This is a genomic window from Butyricimonas muris, assembly GCF_046365375.1.
Classification (GTDB): domain Bacteria; phylum Bacteroidota; class Bacteroidia; order Bacteroidales; family Marinifilaceae; genus Butyricimonas; species Butyricimonas muris.
The window spans coordinates 356,583-371,780 of the sequence record NZ_JBKEIT010000004.1; the positions used below are offsets into that span (position 1 = coordinate 356,583).

The window sequence follows — 15,198 nt, forward strand, 5'->3', positions numbered from 1 at the left end:
GAATAAATCGTAACTTCGTGGGTTGTAAATTTAAATTCAAGCAAAAATGACAATAGAAGAGCAAGTTAGTAAGGGCATCATGGCAGCCATGAAAGCGAAAGATACGATCCGCCTTGAGGTTTTAAGAAATATAAAGAAGGTCTTCATCGAGGCTAAATCCGTGGCAGGAGCCCCGGAGCAGATTGCCGACAGCGAAAGTATCAAGATCATCCAGAAATTGGCAAAACAAGGACGGGAGTCTGCCGAAATTTACAAGCAACAGGGGCGTGAGGATTTGTACGCTCATGAAATAGCTCAAGTGGAGGTGATGAACGAGTTTTTGCCGAAACAGTTGAGTGAAGATGAATTGCGTGTTGCCTTGAAAGGAATTATCGAGAAAACGGGTGCAACTTCAGCCAAAGAAATGGGAAAAGTGATGGGTGTTGCTACCAAAGAGTTGGCCGGAATAGCTGACGGCAAAATGATTTCCGCTATTGTAAAAGAGTTGTTGGCGTAATCACGTGCTAATAAGTCCGCGTAAGATCGGGGTATTTTATTGATTCCGTCTATGACGTGATTGAAAATAAGTATCAGGAATGGGGAGGAATTGAGTAAATAATTCCGATCTTTGTATAAGATTAAAATGAAAGAAATGGCTACTGTGAAAGATTGGACTGCTCATGTTATTAAACAGGCAGAGATTGATAAGTATCTGGTTGACGGGAAAGATTTTATTGACGAGGAAAAGATATTTGAAGAGATCGAAAAGGGCAAGAACCCCGATAAGCAACGAGTGCGCGATATTTTACAAAAATCGCTGGAAATAAAAATATTGACGCCTGACGAGACGGCTACTTTGTTGAACGTGGAAGACCCTGAACTCTTTCACGAGATGCAAGAGGCTGCCTTGGAGGTGAAGAAAAGAGTGTATGATAACCGTATCGTTTTCTTTGCCCCGTTATACTTGTCGAATTTGTGCGTGAATAGTTGTAAATACTGTGGTTTCCGGGCAGAAAATAAAGAGGAGATTCGCCACGTGTTGTCGATGGACGAGGTGCGGGAGGAAACGGCCGCGGTGATCGACGAGGGACACAAGCGAATGATTGCCGTGTATGGCGAGCACCCGAAAAACGGGGCTGACTATATAGCCGAATCTATCTCCACGATTTATTCGGTGAAACGGGAAACTCCTACCGGGAACGGTTTTAATAATATCCGACGGGTGAACGTGAACGCGGCACCCATGGAGATTGCCGATTTGAAGAAATTGTGGAGAGCGGGTATCGGTACGTTCCAAGTGTTCCAAGAAACTTATCACCGGGAGAGATACGCGGAATTGCACCCGGCCAACACGGTGAAAGGGAATTACCGTTGGCGTCTTTACGCGATGCATCGTGCCATGGAGGCGGGAATCGACGATGTGGCTATTGGGGCGCTGTTCGGGTTGTACGACTGGAAGTTTGAAGTGATGGGATTGTTGCATCATGCTTTGGATTTGGAACGCCAGTTCGGTATCGGACCGCACACGGTGTCTTTCCCGCGCATGCAACCGGCCCCGGGGTCTTTCTTGAGCGAGAATTCTCCTTATCTGGTCAGCAATGACGCCATGAGGCGGGTGGTTGCGGTGTTGCGTCTGGCGATCCCGTATAGCGGGTTGATCGTGACTGCACGCGAGGAACCGAACTTGAAACGGGATTTACTGACTCATTTCGGGTGCACGCAAACCGACGCTTCTTCAAAATTGGGTATCGGGGCTTACGCCAAAAAATTGAAACAGGAGGAGAATATCGAGAAAGTCCAATTTATGTTGGGTGACCAGCGTTCTCTCGATGAAGTGATACGGGAATTGGCTAACGACGGGATGATTACCTCTTTCTGTACTGCCGGCTATCGTTGCGGGCGTACAGGAGATAAGATCATGACCCTGTTGGAAAAAGGAGTCGAGGGTAAGTTCTGTAAGTTAAACGCTGTTTTGACCTTCCGGGAGTACTTGAATGACTATGCTTCTCCCGCGACCCGTGAGATCGGCGAGAAACTGATCGAGCAGGAATTAAGAGAGATCGAGGCTACCCCCTTCTTTAGTAAGAATAAATTACTCCCGACCTTCCGTTCATATTACGACCGGATCGCGAGAGGGGAAAGAGATTTATACATGTAATTTACAATTTTAGATTTTAAATTTTAGATTGAAATAATCCATGAAATTTAAAATCTAAAATCCATAAATTTAAAATTAAAACGGAAGTTTGAGCGTAATTCGTTCGGCTTCCTTTTTTCTTTTTATTTCTTCCCGTTCACCTTTGCGGAACACGTAGACAAGTCCGAAGCGTTCGCATTTTTGGCGGCGTTCTTCTTCGTCGTCTATATCGGCGTAATGTGCCTCGATTTCGTTCCACAGGGAAAGAATATATTCGTCTGCTTCACTCCGGTATTGCGCTACTTCGGCACTACAGCGGGCAGAGTTTTGTTGGAATTGTTTTTGAGAAGCGTAGGCTTGCTTGAAGTTCTCGTAATTTACTTTAACCAAAGCGATAGAGGGACTATATATCGGATTTCCGCCCCCTTTACGGGTGCGTTCCTGTTCTCCGGCTATTATTTTTGCACCCCATTCCAACAAATCTTGGTCGGAAACGAGTGAAGGAAGTTTGGTATCATCTTCCGCTATATCGTAAAATGTACGCGCGATAGGTTTTAACTCTCCTCGTGCAATAGTAAAATTCAGCACTTGCAAAAAGTGCGATATATATAGTTTGGCTTTTTTAGTGTATTCCCCGTATTTCCGGCTATTTACCATTTGTTTTTCTCTGGCACATTGTGAATTTGTGATTGCCGTTTTGAATTTCGGTAAAAAGAATTCAATTTTTTGCCTTAGGCTCAAAGAAAACGGTAAATTATTGATATCAGAGAAATCCTCTTTGTTCAAGGCCGTTTCCAATGCCCTTATCCTCGCTGCATCTGTATTCGGTAATCTTCTGTAAGGCATGTCTTTAATAATTAATAAAATGATGATCGAAACTCTGATGCGAAGGTATGAAAAAAATAAAAGTAAATCAATATTCGCCTGAGGTATTTTTAGATTTACGATTTATGATTTTAGATTGAATGATTCTTTAACCACGAAATCGTAAATCATAAATCGTAAATCATCTTGGGATGGTATTTCTATAATGGGTATAGTTTTCGATGATGTTATTCACGAAGTTGAAGGTTTGTTTGCCGTCGCAATAGCCGTTGCGGGACAGGGTGTCCCGGTATATTTCGGGGCGGGATTTGTAACGGATGAAGTAATCTACATTATTATTCCAGATATTCGGGTTTTTCCCGTAGGATTCGGCTAATCTCATGGCGTCGAACACGTGTCCCGCTCCGGCATTGTACGCGGCTAAAGTAAATTTGATCCGGTTTAAGGTGTCGAGGTCATATTTGGTAAACATTTTTTCAAGGTATTGGAGATAGTAACTTCCTACTTTGATGTTATCTTCCGGCTCTATGTAATCTTCGAAACCGAGTTGCAATGCGGTTTCCGGCATCACTTGCATTAATCCGACAGCCCCGTAATTGGATGTCGCTTCCGGGTCGAATCCGGATTCTTGGAAAATTATGGCAGCCAGCAAACGCCAATCCCAACCTATTTTGGCGGCTTCTTTTTTGATGATCGGGTCAAAGCTGGATATAATCCCGTTTTTTAATTTGTAGTATTTCGAGTTGTGGAGCGAAGTGACGTAACTGCTTTTGTAATAGCGGTTGTAAAGTACGGGAAACTTTTCCCTTTTCTTCATGGCACCCAACCATTGGTTTACTTCATGGAGCAGGTATTTTGCTTTTCCGGCTACTGCCCACGCCACGGGTTCCGCTCCCGATAATTCCAGCGAGTAATCTATGTGTGTCATGTATTGGGCTGCGATCTGCGCGATATTTTTATCTATCACGGTAAGTGGAAGCTCACCTTTCTCTACTTGCAGGAGGATATCTTCATAAGTAAGATATTCTACTTCCGTGATCTTTAAATTCAGTTGAAGAGAATCACTCAATTCCCGGAGAAAACTTTTGTATGTAGTACCCTCTTGAACGAAAATTTCTTTTCCTCGTAAATCTTGTATGTCCCGTATTAAAGAATCTTGTTTCTTGTTTTGTACCAGTACGTTACTCGTGTAGAATAACGGGTCCGTGAAACTGATTTGTTCTTTCCTGCCGTCCGTAACCGAAAGACTCATGGCTACCAGATCGTATTTCCCCTCGTTTAATTCCCGAAGACAATCTTCCACGTTGGAATTGACCTCGATATGTAATTTAACATCGAGAAAATCGGCGAGATCTTTAACCAGATCGTAATGAAAACCTTTCGGGATGCCTTTATACACGTAGTAGTCTGTCGTGTTGTAATAAGTACATACATTTAAGACGCCTCGTCGCTCGATTTTTTCCAGCGTCCCGGCATCGGGTATAATAAACGGTTCTTCTTCGCGTTTTGTCTCGCAGGCCGATAAACAAAACCAGAATAACCAAGTGTATGTAATAACTCTTATTATATACATGGTGCAAAGATACGAAATAAAATGGAAATCGTGTAGTTGTTGATTTCGAGAGGTCTATTCGAGAAATAACATTGTTACCCTTGCTCTATTCTTGCTCTACCCATTCGCTACCTCATGAACGTATCATGAACGTATCATCTTCGTAGCATAGACGCTCACGAGTGTTTATGCTGCGAAAGAGTAGGGTTTTTGATATGAGTACGGGCGAGCGAATCCCTAGAGAACGGTCAAATGCACCTCGGCGGACGTTTTAATCAAAGAAATTCCAACGGATGCCGAATTTTACTTTGGCGGGGTTGATCGGGTAGGTGTAGGCGGAAAAGTAATCCCGACTTCCTAAGCGCTCGTTGGCATGCTCGTATTTCACGAACAGGTCGGCACGTTTGATGTTCAGCGTGAGGAACACGTCGAGTTTTGGGTAGTTGCCGGTCTTCTCGATATCTTGGTTGTAGAACTGCATGATACTCGGGTCGTAGGCGTTGGAATAGAACGAGGTGTTGTAGAACAAGTCTATACCGATTTGCAGTCCCAATACTTTTTTAAATAGACGGTTTTGGTAGTAGTTGTGGGAGTATAGCGCAACTTTGGGAAGTTGCAATACTTCGTCCTTGTTACAGATCTGGTAGTACACTTTTTGATCGAAGTAGAATTTACCTAATCTGAAAATTTGTTTCGCCCATGCCGTGAATACGACTAAATTACCGTCATATTGACGGGGATAGGCCGTGGTGTCGAAATAGATATAGTTTTTCGTGTTGTTCAGAGCGATTCCGACTTCGGTACGGAGGCGTTTGTTGTTATAGTGTCCTTTGATGTTGTAGGCATGGATTTTGGAGAAATTCGTTTCCCATTGGTTGTGATTTCCCGTGTATTGGTCATAATAGCGGTTGGGGGTGGTTGTTTCCAATAGGGCATACGCCGTCACGGATGAATTTCTGTTTCGGCTTAGGTGTTGGACGATTTTTCCCTCTAAGGAATAGTCGGCAGAATACTCCCCGGCAAGGCAGAAACTGCCCCAGATATCAAAATTGAACATGGTGGTCGAGTCCATGTTGAACGTTCCCGCGGTGAGGTAGGTTCCGGTGTATTTGTTTGTTGCCCGGTTGTTGATTGTGTCCGAAGATACACGTTGGTCGTATTTCAGGTATTTGAATTTTAACCCGGCGTACACGCCCGGCAGGTATTTGTATTTTGGATGTTCGTTTAGTATGAACTTGGCGTCTATTTCGTATTTTTGGTTGTTGGTGATGTCTTGGTTGGACTGGGTGTTTAAGTAGGTCGTGTCCCAAAAATTGGTTTCAACGCTTTCTTCTCTGAAACGGTAGCGATTGTCCTCGACTTTCAAGGCGAGTGCAAATTTCATCGGGTAAGTGTACGTGGTATCCATGTTGATGGAGTCCACGGGTGTGATGATTTCTTTGGCATTTCCGAGGTTGTATTGTGCCAGCGTGCTGAGATTGAAGTTGGCTATGTTGTTTCGGGGTTCCATGACTAGCTTCGTTCCGATTATTTTTGGATCAAGCACGGTATCCCGGACTTCAGCCAAAACTTCAATACCGCCGTTCTCCGCGTAATGTCCCACGTTCTGGTTCAGAAAGAAGGATACTGCCACTCTTTCTTTCTCGTATGAACTGAAAACGGAGAAGTTGTATGTTTTTGATTTCTGGTACGAGTATGCCCCGTCCGCAGACATGAGGTTGTACCGGAATCCTGCGTTCCAGAACGGGTTGATGTTTTGCATGTACCACACGTCTACCCGGTCTTCTGTTTTTCCTCGTCCACCCCCGTTAAAGTAGCTGATTTGGGCGAAAGCGGTAGAGGTGTTGTAATCCAAGGCGTCCTCGGGACGGAAAAGGTAATCCCGTACCCTGTCGAGCGGAAGAAAATCTTCTCCGCGGGGGCGAAGGATGAAAACATTGGAAATATAAGGTGAGGGTAGGTTGCCGAGGTAGGTGTTGGACACGCTGTGTTTGAATATGGGGTTCGTGTTATGTATCCCGTCGGTCAGGGTGTCCGTCATGGACATATATTGTTTGTACACGCCGTCGTGCATCCATTTCCACGCCACTCGTTGCGGTTTCACGTACCGTTGTTCTCCTCTCGTGCTATCTTGGTCAAAAGCGCTACGCCGGGGATCCTCCTCGTCCGGATGCCCGTAATCAAAATCGCTCTGCGCTAAAGACGTGAGCGATATTAAGCAGCATAATATGGTGTAAAATATATATTTCATGGCGTGCAAATATACGGAAACTTTTAAAACTCTCATAAATTAATTACCTTTGCGGTCGAATATGTTATAAAATTTTCAGTATGGATAAGAATTATCTCGTGGAAGAAGAAGGTGAAGGCAAATCGTTGAACTTCATCGAACAGATTATTGAGGAGGAGTTGGCCGAGGGGAAGAACGGCGGTCGGGTACATACGCGTTTCCCGCCCGAGCCGAACGGTTATTTGCATATCGGTCATGCAACTTCTATTTGCTTGAATTTCGGATTGGCTGCCAAGTACAACGGCAAGTGCAATCTGCGTTTTGATGACACGAATCCTTCTAAAGAGGATGTCGAGTATATTGATTCCATACAACAAGATATTCAATGGTTAGGTTTCCAGTGGGAAGGGGAAACTCATTACGCTTCCGATTATTTCCAGCAATTGTATGATTGGGCAGAGAAGTTGATTGCGGAGGGGAAAGCTTACGTGGATGACCAACCGGCAGAGGTGATCAGCGCACAACGTATGAACCCGATGGAACCGGGAGTGAACAGTCCTTACCGGGATAGGACTCCGGAGGAAAATCTGGATTTATTCCGGCGGATGAAGGCAGGGGAGTTTCAAGCCGGGGAGAAAGTATTGCGGGCTAAAATAGATATGGCCTCGTCCAACATGTTGATGCGTGACCCGATTTTGTACCGGATCATGCACGTGGCGCATCACCGCACGGGTGATAAATGGTGTATCTACCCGATGTATGATTTCACACATGGGCAAAGTGATTATATCGAGGGGATTACTCATTCTATTTGTACTTTGGAGTTCGAGGTGCATCGCCCGTTATACAATTGGTTTTTGGATCAGTTGTTCGACACGGAATACCGTCCCCGTCAGATTGAGTTTGCCCGTCGTAATTTGAGTTACACGGTGATGAGTAAACGCCGTCTGTTGGAACTGGTGCAGAAGGGTATTGTTGCCGGGTGGGATGATCCCCGGATGCCTACGATCACGGCTTTGCGCCGCGCGGGATACACGCCCGAGTCTATTCGTGCTTTTGCGGAGAAAGTGGGTGTGGCTCGCCGGGAGATCGTGGTCGATATGGCGTTGTTGGAGTTTTGCGTGCGGGAACATTTGAACAAGGTGGCTCCCCGTGTAATGGCGGTGCTTGATCCGGTGCGGGTGGTGATAGATAACTATCCGGAAGGACAGACCGAAGTGGTTGAGATCGAGAATAACCCGGAAGATGAGGCTGCCGGAACGAGAATGGTGCCGTTCTCCCGTGAGTTGTTTATCGAACGGGATGATTTCATGGAAGAGGCCCCGAAGAAGTTCTTCAGGATGACGATCGGCAACGAGGTACGGTTGAAAGGTGCGTATATTGTGAAATGCGAGAGCGTGGAGAAAGATGTAGAAGGAAATGTTACGACAATCCATTGCACGTACGATGCCGAAACGCATAGTGGTACCGGTGCCGCGAGCAACCGGAAGGTAAAGGGAACACTTCACTGGGTTTCCGCACCCGACGCGATAGAGGCAGAGGTACGTTTATACGATCGTTTGTTTAAAGATCCGGATCCTGCCGGACACAAGGATATCGATTTCAAAGAGTTCTTGAACGAGAATTCGTTGAGAGTGTTGACGGGGTGTAAGTTGGAGCCGAGTTTGAAAGATGCCAAGGAAGGCGATCGTTTTCAGTTCCAGCGTTTGGGGTATTTCTGCGTGGATAAAGATTCCAAACCGGGGGCACTGGTGTTTAATCGTACCGTGGGATTAAAGGATACGTGGGCAAAACAAAACAATTAATACAATGAAAGTTACGAGGGATAAGTTTGCAAGAGAAGCGCGGGCGTACTTGTTGATTACGTTCGGTTTGCTGATCTATACTTTTGCCGTTACCGCGTTTTTGGCGCCGCATCGTATGGTGGGCGGTGGTGTGACCGGTATTTCGACAATTATTTATTTTCTTTCCGGGGAGGTGATTCCTATCGGGTATAGCTATTTCGTGATTAACTTTTTGCTGGTGGCGATAGCGATTAAGGTGCTCGGGCCCCGGTTCGGTTTCAAGACGATATATGCTATTTTCATGAGTTCGTTCCTGTTGAGTTTGTTACAGAATCTGATTCATGAGCCGCTGTTGGAGGACAAATTCATGTGCGCGGTACTTTCCGGTATCATGTGTGGTGCGGGTATCGGGATTTCGCTTGCTAACGGAGGCAGTACGGCGGGTACGGATATCGTGGCAATGATGATTAACAAGTACCGGAATATCAGTCCCGGTAAGATTATCATGTATATCGACGTGTTTATTATCGGTTGTAGTTATTTTATTGGGGAAAACACGGTAATCGATCCGACGGCAAAGATTGCCACGATTATCTACGGTTACGTGGTCATGGGTGTGAACTCGTACACGATTGACCTCGTGTTCACTGGACAGATGCAATCCGTGCAGTTCTTTATTTTCTCGTTAAAATACAAGGAGGTTGCCGATCTGATCACTCATGATTTGAAACGGGGTGTAACCGTCGTGGATTGTCAAGGCTGGTACACGGGTGAGGCACGCAAAATGTTAATTGTGGTAGCCCGCAAGAGTGAGATGCAGAATATTATGCGTGTGACGAAATTGGCTGATCCGGATGCATTCCTCACGATGAATACGGTCATGGGAGTGTACGGTAGGGGATTTGATACGCTGCGGACTTAGGGAGTTCGTAAAGTTTATAAGGTTCATAAGGTTTATAAAGTTGCCATTCTTCACGAGGGGCTTTTTTATAAACCTTATTTTTTTGATAAAACACGCTAATTTATAATGACTTTGTGTCTTTATGGTATTGAGTGGCACGGTGTTTGATAATTAAGAGGATTGATATGAGGTCATTAAAAAAGCATAGGAGACACATGGTAATTTGGAGTGTATTAGGCGTTGTTGCGGTGATTGCCGTGATAGCGGTTGTTTTCGTGAATCAACGGAGTTTTGGCAGACTTCCCCGGGGGGATCGAATGGAACGTGTGAAGCGTTCGCCTCATTACAGGGACGGACGGTTTCAAAATTTGCATGAAACCGTGATGATTGCTTCAGACAAGGGGCGTGTCGGGGCTATGATTGATTTTTTATTCAGAAAAACAGAAAGGCTGCGACCGGAAACAGCAGTGTCTGTCATTAAGACAGATTTGCGGAGTATCCCCTTGGACGAGGAGGTGGTCGTGTGGTTCGGGCATTCATCTTATCTGATTCAAACGGGAGGAAAAAGAATACTGGTCGATCCGGTATTTTGCATGGCTTCCCCGGTATCATTTGTCAATAAGCCTTTCAAGGGAACGGATGTTTATAAGCCGGAAGATATGCCGGATATCGATTATCTGGTGATTTCCCATGACCATTGGGATCATTTGGACTACGGAACTGTGACTGCATTGAAGAATCGGGTTGGTAAGGTTATATGCGGATTGGGAGTCGGGGAACATTTCGAGTATTGGGGATTTGACAAGGAACGTGTCGTGGAATTGGATTGGTTTGAAGACTCCGTGCTGGATGATGGTTTTGCCGTTTATTGTTTGCCGGCGCGTCACTTCTCGGGACGGGGATTGTCTGCCAACCGGACATTGTGGGCTTCTTTTCTCGTGGAGAGTCCCTCGAGGAAGATATATATAGGTGGTGATGGGGGGTATGACACGCATTTCGCCGAGATTGGCAAGCGTTTCCCGGGTATTGATCTTGCGGTCATCGAGAACGGGCAATATAATGAAGATTGGAAGTATATTCACGTGATGCCGGATTACTTGGAACAGATCGCGAAGGATTTGGGTGCGAAGAGAGTTTTGACGGTGCATCATTCGAAATATGCTTTGGCAAGGCATCCTTGGGATGAGCCGTTGAAGAATGCGTTGAAGATGAGAGAAGATGTCCCTTTTGAAGTACTTGTACCTACTATCGGGGAAATAGTTCGGAATGAGAAGGTGGAACAATGAGGTTTTTTTCTCGTTCTCGCGATTTTATGTTATTTTTGTCTGAATAAAATGCATGATAGATGAAGATAAAAGTATTTGTTAATAATCCATGGCAGGAGAACACGGTTGTGTTGTACGATGAAACGGGGGAAGCCGTGGTAGTTGATTGCGGTTGTTTTTCGAAAGACGAAGAGCGGCGTTTGATAGATTTTCTGGCGGAAAATCATTTGAAACCGGTAGCGTTGTTGAATACGCACTTGCATATAGATCATATTTTCGGGAATAATTTTATGCTGGACGAATATGGGTTGTCTGCCCGGGCGCATGAAGCGGATTCGTTTTGGGTGGAAGATGCGGAGAAGTATGCGGCGATGTTGGGAATACGAGGAATTACACCGCCTCCGGCGTTGGGAGAATATTTGCATGACGGGGATGTCGTGAAATTCGGGCATTCGGAATTGAAGGTGATTCATGTACCGGGACATTCACCGGGGGGACTTTGTTTCTATAGCGAACAGGATAAATTGCTTGTTGCCGGGGATGTGTTGTTCCAAGGGAGTATCGGACGCACAGATTTACCCGGGGGAGATATGCGTCAGTTGATAGACGGAATCCGGGAAAAATTGTTCGTGTTGCCGGATGATGTGCGGGTAATACCGGGACACGGCGGGTTTACCACGATAGGAGAAGAGAAACGTATGAATCCATTTTTTCAATAAAAAAAGATGAAGAAGATCGGTATAATTGTAGCCATGACTTCGGAATACGGTCTGGTGAAATCTTTACTTGACGGGGGAAAGGAACGTTTGGTTCGGGGAATCCCCTTTATCGAGGGGCGTATGAGAGAAGTTGACGTCGTGTTGGCCAAAAGTGGGATCGGTAAGGTTTGTGCGGCGGTAGGGACGTTGGAAATGATCCGGCAATATGCCCCGGAGGTGATTGTAAACACGGGTGTTGCCGGGGGAATAGACCCGTTGACACAAGTTATGGATATCGTGATCGGGGAGAACATGGTTTATCATGACGTGTGGTGTGGCGAGGGAAACGAGTACGGGCAGATTCAAGGATTGCCGGCTCGTTTTGTTTCGGATAAGAAATTGTATGAACAGGCTTTGTCCGTGAAACATGACGGGAATGTATACGGGGGATTGATTTGCAGCGGTGATCGTTTCGTGACGGAGAAAGAGGAGTTGACCGAGATCAAAAAGCGTTTTCCCGAAGGCTTGGCGGTTGATATGGAATCGACCGCTATCGCGCAAGTATGCTACTTGTGTGGCGTACCTTTCTTGAGTTATCGTATTATTAGCGATACCCCGGGAGTGAAAGATCATTACAATCAATATTTGAATTTCTGGGAAGAGGCTCCCAAACGCTCTTTCGAGATGATTAGAAAGTTAATCACTGTTTTATCAGAAGAATAAAGATGAAAAAAATACCTAGTTTTACCATAGATCATCTTCGCCTGTCGCGGGGAATCTACGTGTCCCGTAAAGATTATGTAGGAGAAGAGGTGATCACGACGTTTGATATACGTATGAAGGAGCCTAACCGAGAGCCCGTGTTGGGACAGGGGGAATTGCACACGATAGAACATCTCGCGGCGACTTATTTAAGAAATCACGAGACGTGGGGCGACAAGATTATTTTCTGGGGACCGATGGGGTGCTGCACGGGAAATTATTTTTTGATGCGGGGTGATTTGACTTCTCGTGATATCGTGGAATTGATGCGGGAAACATTCCGTTTTATTCGTGATTTTGAAGGTGAAGTTCCCGGTGTTGCTGCAAAAGATTGTGGTAATTATCTATTACATAATCTGCCGATGGCGAAATACGAGGCTGCTAAATATCTGGCGGAAGTGCTGGACGTGATCGAGGAAAAGAATCTGATATATCCGGGCGAATGAGAATAGGAATCATTTTAATGTTGGTTGCCTTGCTTTGGGCTTGTGATGAAAACAAGGATCGGGAGAAGACGATCAGCGTGAGTATCTTGCCTCAACGTTATTTCGTGGAGCGTATCGCGGGGGATTACGTGAAGGTGAACGTGATGATTCCGCCGGGGGCTAATCCTGCCGTGAGTGATTTAAGTACCGAACAGTTGAAAGCGTTGCATAATAGTTCTATCTATTTTGCCGTGGGGTATCTACCTTTCGAAATTAGTAATTTATATCCTTTTCTGGAAAAACAGGAGAAGCATATACAACTCGTGAAGCAATCCGAGGGGATGGAGCTGGAAGAGGGAACGTGTGATTGCGGGCATCATCATACACACCCCGGTAATTTTGACCCTCACGTGTGGATGTCTCCAAGATACGCGGGTATGATGGCGCAAACGATATGTAAGGTGTTATCTGAAAAGTTCCCGGAGAAGAAAACCGAGTTCGAGCAGAATTTCAAGCAGTTCAAACAGGAGATTGACAGTATCGACGCGGAAGCCCGAAGGATTATTCCCGCGAAGCAGAACAAGACTTTCTTGATTTATCATCCGGCTTTGACTTATCTGGCGAAAGATTACGGTATGGAACAGATTGCGATCGAGGACGAGGGAAAAGAACCTAATCCGTCACATATCAAGGCGGTGGTCGATACTTGTCGGGCAAAAGGTATAAAGATTGTATTTATCCAGAACCAATTTGACGTGATGAATGCCAAAGCTATAGCCCGGGAGATCGACGGCGAGGTTATTGCCATTGATCCGTTGAGTGCGGACTGGAAAAAGGAAATGGAATCGTTGCTTCGGATTATAGAACAAAAAATGGAATAACCGGATGAAAGAGATTTTGGAGTTGAAAGATATTTCGGCAGGTTACGAGCAAACGACCGTGTTGCAAGGAGTGAACTTGACCATACGGGAGAATGATTTTGTTGGAATTATCGGGCCGAACGGGGGGGGGAAAACGACTTTGTTAAAGGTTATATTAGGGTTGATAAAGCCTTTCTCTGGGAAGATCATTTATCACACGTCCAAGCAATCGTTGTTCGGGTATTTGCCTCAAAACAGTAAGTTCGACGCTCGTTTCCCGATCAGTGTAAAGGAAGTAGTGTTATCCGGATTGATGTCCGAGAAAGGGATATTTCATTCTTACACGAAAGCTGACCGGGGGAAGGTGGATGAGATACTGGAAAAGTATGGCATGCTCAGATATAAAAATCGTCCGATCGGAGAGCTTTCCGGGGGACAGATGCAGCGGGTATTTTTGTGTCGGGCTATCATATCCTCCCCGAAGATACTGATTCTGGATGAACCGTCCACTTACGTGGATTCGAATTTCGAGATTGAGTTTTATTCTTTGTTGAAAGAGTTGAACGAGAAAATGAGTATCGTGATGGTTTCACACGATTTGGGAACTATTTGTTCCTACGTGAAGACTATTGCTTGCGTGAACGGGGGATTGCATTATCACGAATCGAACTTGATTACACCGGAACAGTTGAAGTTGTATAACTGTCCGATCGAGTTGATTTCCCACGGAACCGTACCGCATCGGGTGTTGTTGGATCACGACAAGGCAATTGAAAATTGAAAAAACACTGTCCTTGCGCGGTGGGAATCTAAAATCATAAATCATAAATCTAAAATTACCAAGGTGTTTGAATTATTAAGATACGGTTTTTTCCAGAACGCAATTTTGTGCACGATATTGATCGGCGTGAGTTGTGGGTTAATCGGGACATATATTGTTGCCAAACGAATGGTTTTTATTAGCGGGGGGATCACGCATGCTTCTTTCGGGGGATTGGGATTGGCTTATTTTTTAGGTTTGTCACCTCTTTTCGGGGCTGCCGTGTTTGCCTTGGCAGCGGCATTTTGTATTTTATACCTTTCGGATAATAAGCGGTTTAAGGAAGATTCTTTGATTGGTATCTTTTGGTCGGCGGGTATGGCGATAGGAGTGTTGTTTATTTACCTGACTCCGGGATATGCGCCTAATTTATTGTCTTATCTGTTCGGGAATATTCTTACGGTCACGGGGGAACAGGTGATTCTGTCGGGAGTGTTGTGTCTGGCAATTATCTTGTTTTTCGCGAAGTTTTATCGTCCGTTGTTTTATATCGCTTTTGACAAGGAGTACAGTCGGACGCATTTTGTCGCTTTAAACGGGTTGGAGATTGGTATTACCGTGCTGATAGCCTTGTGTATCGTGCTGTGTATGAAGTTGGCGGGAATTATTTTGGTGATTTCTTACCTGACGATGCCTCAAGCAATAGCGGGTATGTTTTACAAGAACTTCACGAAACAATTGGTTTTATCCACGATTATTAGTTGCGTGGGTTCTGTTATCGGGCTTTTCGCGTCAGCAGCATTGAAGCTCCCGTCCGGGGCAACGATTGTGCTTTGTTTTTTGCTGATATTTATTGTTTGTTATTTATTACGCCGCCGTAAATGAAAAGTCGAGCATTCGGCTCCTAAGGTCTATAACGTCTATAATCCAATAAATTAATGATATTCAATATAATGATACGCATACCACCCGCACGTTTGACCTTACGACCTTATGGACTTTTAGACTTTATGGACGAGA

14 protein-coding genes are annotated in these 15,198 nt (G+C 45.1%); 11 read left to right on the plus strand and 3 right to left on the minus strand.

The window, feature by feature from the left end; all coding sequences use genetic code 11:
- The first annotated feature begins 46 nt into the window (after nucleotides 1–46).
- Both ACK8P8_RS09210 and hydG read left to right on the plus strand, forming a co-directional pair.
- Entirely contained in the window at nucleotides 47–496 is a 450-nt protein-coding gene (locus tag ACK8P8_RS09210) for a GatB/YqeY domain-containing protein (RefSeq protein ID WP_292265793.1), read from the plus strand.
- A gap of 135 nt (nucleotides 497–631) precedes the next feature.
- Entirely contained in the window at nucleotides 632–2,137 is a 1,506-nt protein-coding gene (gene hydG, locus ACK8P8_RS09215; protein WP_292265795.1) for a [FeFe] hydrogenase H-cluster radical SAM maturase HydG, read from the plus strand.
- Nucleotides 2,138–2,212: 75 nt separating this feature from the next.
- Here the strand turns inward: hydG and ACK8P8_RS09220 are convergent, their stop codons facing one another.
- The 3 genes from ACK8P8_RS09220 to ACK8P8_RS09230 all read right to left on the minus strand — a co-directional run bounded on the left by ACK8P8_RS09220 (nucleotide 2,213) and on the right by ACK8P8_RS09230 (nucleotide 6,744).
- Nucleotides 2,213–2,962 (minus strand): hypothetical protein, encoded by a 750-nt coding sequence (locus ACK8P8_RS09220; RefSeq protein WP_099294001.1) that lies wholly within the window; start codon nucleotides 2,960–2,962, stop codon nucleotides 2,213–2,215.
- A 160-nt stretch (nucleotides 2,963–3,122) separates the two neighbouring features.
- Nucleotides 3,123–4,514 (minus strand): MltF family protein, encoded by a 1,392-nt coding sequence (locus ACK8P8_RS09225; RefSeq protein WP_369858965.1) that lies wholly within the window; start codon nucleotides 4,512–4,514, stop codon nucleotides 3,123–3,125.
- A gap of 250 nt (nucleotides 4,515–4,764) precedes the next feature.
- Nucleotides 4,765–6,744: a putative porin gene (locus tag ACK8P8_RS09230; RefSeq protein ID WP_410025796.1), complete on the minus strand. Its 1,980-nt coding sequence runs from the start codon at nucleotides 6,742–6,744 to the stop codon at nucleotides 4,765–4,767.
- Nucleotides 6,745–6,824: 80 nt separating this feature from the next.
- On the opposite strand from ACK8P8_RS09230, the gene ACK8P8_RS09235 reads away from it, so the two are divergent.
- From ACK8P8_RS09235 to ACK8P8_RS09275, 9 genes are all read left to right on the plus strand, one after another.
- Nucleotides 6,825–8,528 carry a glutamine--tRNA ligase/YqeY domain fusion protein gene (locus ACK8P8_RS09235; protein WP_410025797.1) on the plus strand — a complete coding sequence of 568 codons (1,704 nt, stop codon included), beginning with the start codon at nucleotides 6,825–6,827 and terminating at the stop codon, nucleotides 8,526–8,528.
- Between the two features lie 4 nt (nucleotides 8,529–8,532).
- Nucleotides 8,533–9,429, plus strand: coding sequence for a YitT family protein (locus tag ACK8P8_RS09240; protein ID WP_410025798.1), 897 nt, complete (start codon nucleotides 8,533–8,535; stop codon nucleotides 9,427–9,429).
- A gap of 164 nt (nucleotides 9,430–9,593) precedes the next feature.
- Complete coding sequence (locus tag ACK8P8_RS09245) at nucleotides 9,594–10,694, plus strand: MBL fold metallo-hydrolase (RefSeq protein ID WP_410025799.1); 1,101 nt, start codon at nucleotides 9,594–9,596, stop codon at nucleotides 10,692–10,694.
- Between the two features lie 59 nt (nucleotides 10,695–10,753).
- Nucleotides 10,754–11,392, plus strand: a complete 639-nt coding sequence (locus tag ACK8P8_RS09250; RefSeq protein WP_410025800.1) for an MBL fold metallo-hydrolase — start codon at nucleotides 10,754–10,756, stop codon at nucleotides 11,390–11,392.
- 6 nt (nucleotides 11,393–11,398) lie between these two features.
- Nucleotides 11,399–12,094, plus strand: a complete 696-nt coding sequence (locus tag ACK8P8_RS09255) for a 5'-methylthioadenosine/adenosylhomocysteine nucleosidase (RefSeq protein WP_186978022.1) — start codon at nucleotides 11,399–11,401, stop codon at nucleotides 12,092–12,094.
- A 2-nt stretch (nucleotides 12,095–12,096) separates the two neighbouring features.
- Nucleotides 12,097–12,579: an S-ribosylhomocysteine lyase gene (locus tag ACK8P8_RS09260; protein ID WP_099293988.1), complete on the plus strand. Its 483-nt coding sequence runs from the start codon at nucleotides 12,097–12,099 to the stop codon at nucleotides 12,577–12,579.
- Nucleotides 12,576–13,439, plus strand: a complete 864-nt coding sequence (locus ACK8P8_RS09265) for a metal ABC transporter solute-binding protein, Zn/Mn family (protein ID WP_186978020.1) — start codon at nucleotides 12,576–12,578, stop codon at nucleotides 13,437–13,439. The genes ACK8P8_RS09260 and ACK8P8_RS09265 overlap by 4 nt, the downstream gene beginning before the upstream one ends.
- 4 nt (nucleotides 13,440–13,443) lie before the next feature.
- On the plus strand, nucleotides 13,444–14,199 hold the full coding sequence (locus tag ACK8P8_RS09270; RefSeq protein ID WP_099293985.1) for a metal ABC transporter ATP-binding protein: 756 nt from the start codon (nucleotides 13,444–13,446) through the stop codon (nucleotides 14,197–14,199).
- Nucleotides 14,200–14,262: 63 nt separating this feature from the next.
- Nucleotides 14,263–15,063 carry a metal ABC transporter permease gene (locus ACK8P8_RS09275; RefSeq protein WP_099293983.1) on the plus strand — a complete coding sequence of 267 codons (801 nt, stop codon included), beginning with the start codon at nucleotides 14,263–14,265 and terminating at the stop codon, nucleotides 15,061–15,063.
- Nucleotides 15,064–15,198 lie beyond the last annotated feature (135 nt).

Excerpts from the sequence above, each read along its gene's own strand:
- hydG (WP_292265795.1), top strand. The coding sequence starts at position 632 with ATGGCTACTGTGAAAGATTGGACTGCTCATGTTATTAAACAGGCAGAG.
- ACK8P8_RS09210 (WP_292265793.1), top strand. The coding sequence starts at position 47 with ATGACAATAGAAGAGCAAGTTAGTAAGGGCATCATGGCAGCCATGAAA.
- ACK8P8_RS09235 (WP_410025797.1), top strand. The coding sequence starts at position 6,825 with ATGGATAAGAATTATCTCGTGGAAGAAGAAGGTGAAGGCAAATCGTTG.
- ACK8P8_RS09260 (WP_099293988.1), top strand. The coding sequence starts at position 12,097 with ATGAAAAAAATACCTAGTTTTACCATAGATCATCTTCGCCTGTCGCGG.
- ACK8P8_RS09225 (WP_369858965.1), bottom strand. The coding sequence starts at position 4,514 with ATGTATATAATAAGAGTTATTACATACACTTGGTTATTCTGGTTTTGT.
- ACK8P8_RS09230 (WP_410025796.1), bottom strand. The coding sequence starts at position 6,744 with ATGAAATATATATTTTACACCATATTATGCTGCTTAATATCGCTCACG.
- ACK8P8_RS09270 (WP_099293985.1), top strand. The coding sequence starts at position 13,444 with ATGAAAGAGATTTTGGAGTTGAAAGATATTTCGGCAGGTTACGAGCAA.
- ACK8P8_RS09250 (WP_410025800.1), top strand. The coding sequence starts at position 10,754 with ATGAAGATAAAAGTATTTGTTAATAATCCATGGCAGGAGAACACGGTT.
- ACK8P8_RS09255 (WP_186978022.1), top strand. The coding sequence starts at position 11,399 with ATGAAGAAGATCGGTATAATTGTAGCCATGACTTCGGAATACGGTCTG.
- ACK8P8_RS09220 (WP_099294001.1), bottom strand. The coding sequence starts at position 2,962 with ATGCCTTACAGAAGATTACCGAATACAGATGCAGCGAGGATAAGGGCA.
- ACK8P8_RS09240 (WP_410025798.1), top strand. The coding sequence starts at position 8,533 with ATGAAAGTTACGAGGGATAAGTTTGCAAGAGAAGCGCGGGCGTACTTG.
- ACK8P8_RS09245 (WP_410025799.1), top strand. The coding sequence starts at position 9,594 with ATGAGGTCATTAAAAAAGCATAGGAGACACATGGTAATTTGGAGTGTA.
- ACK8P8_RS09265 (WP_186978020.1), top strand. The coding sequence starts at position 12,576 with ATGAGAATAGGAATCATTTTAATGTTGGTTGCCTTGCTTTGGGCTTGT.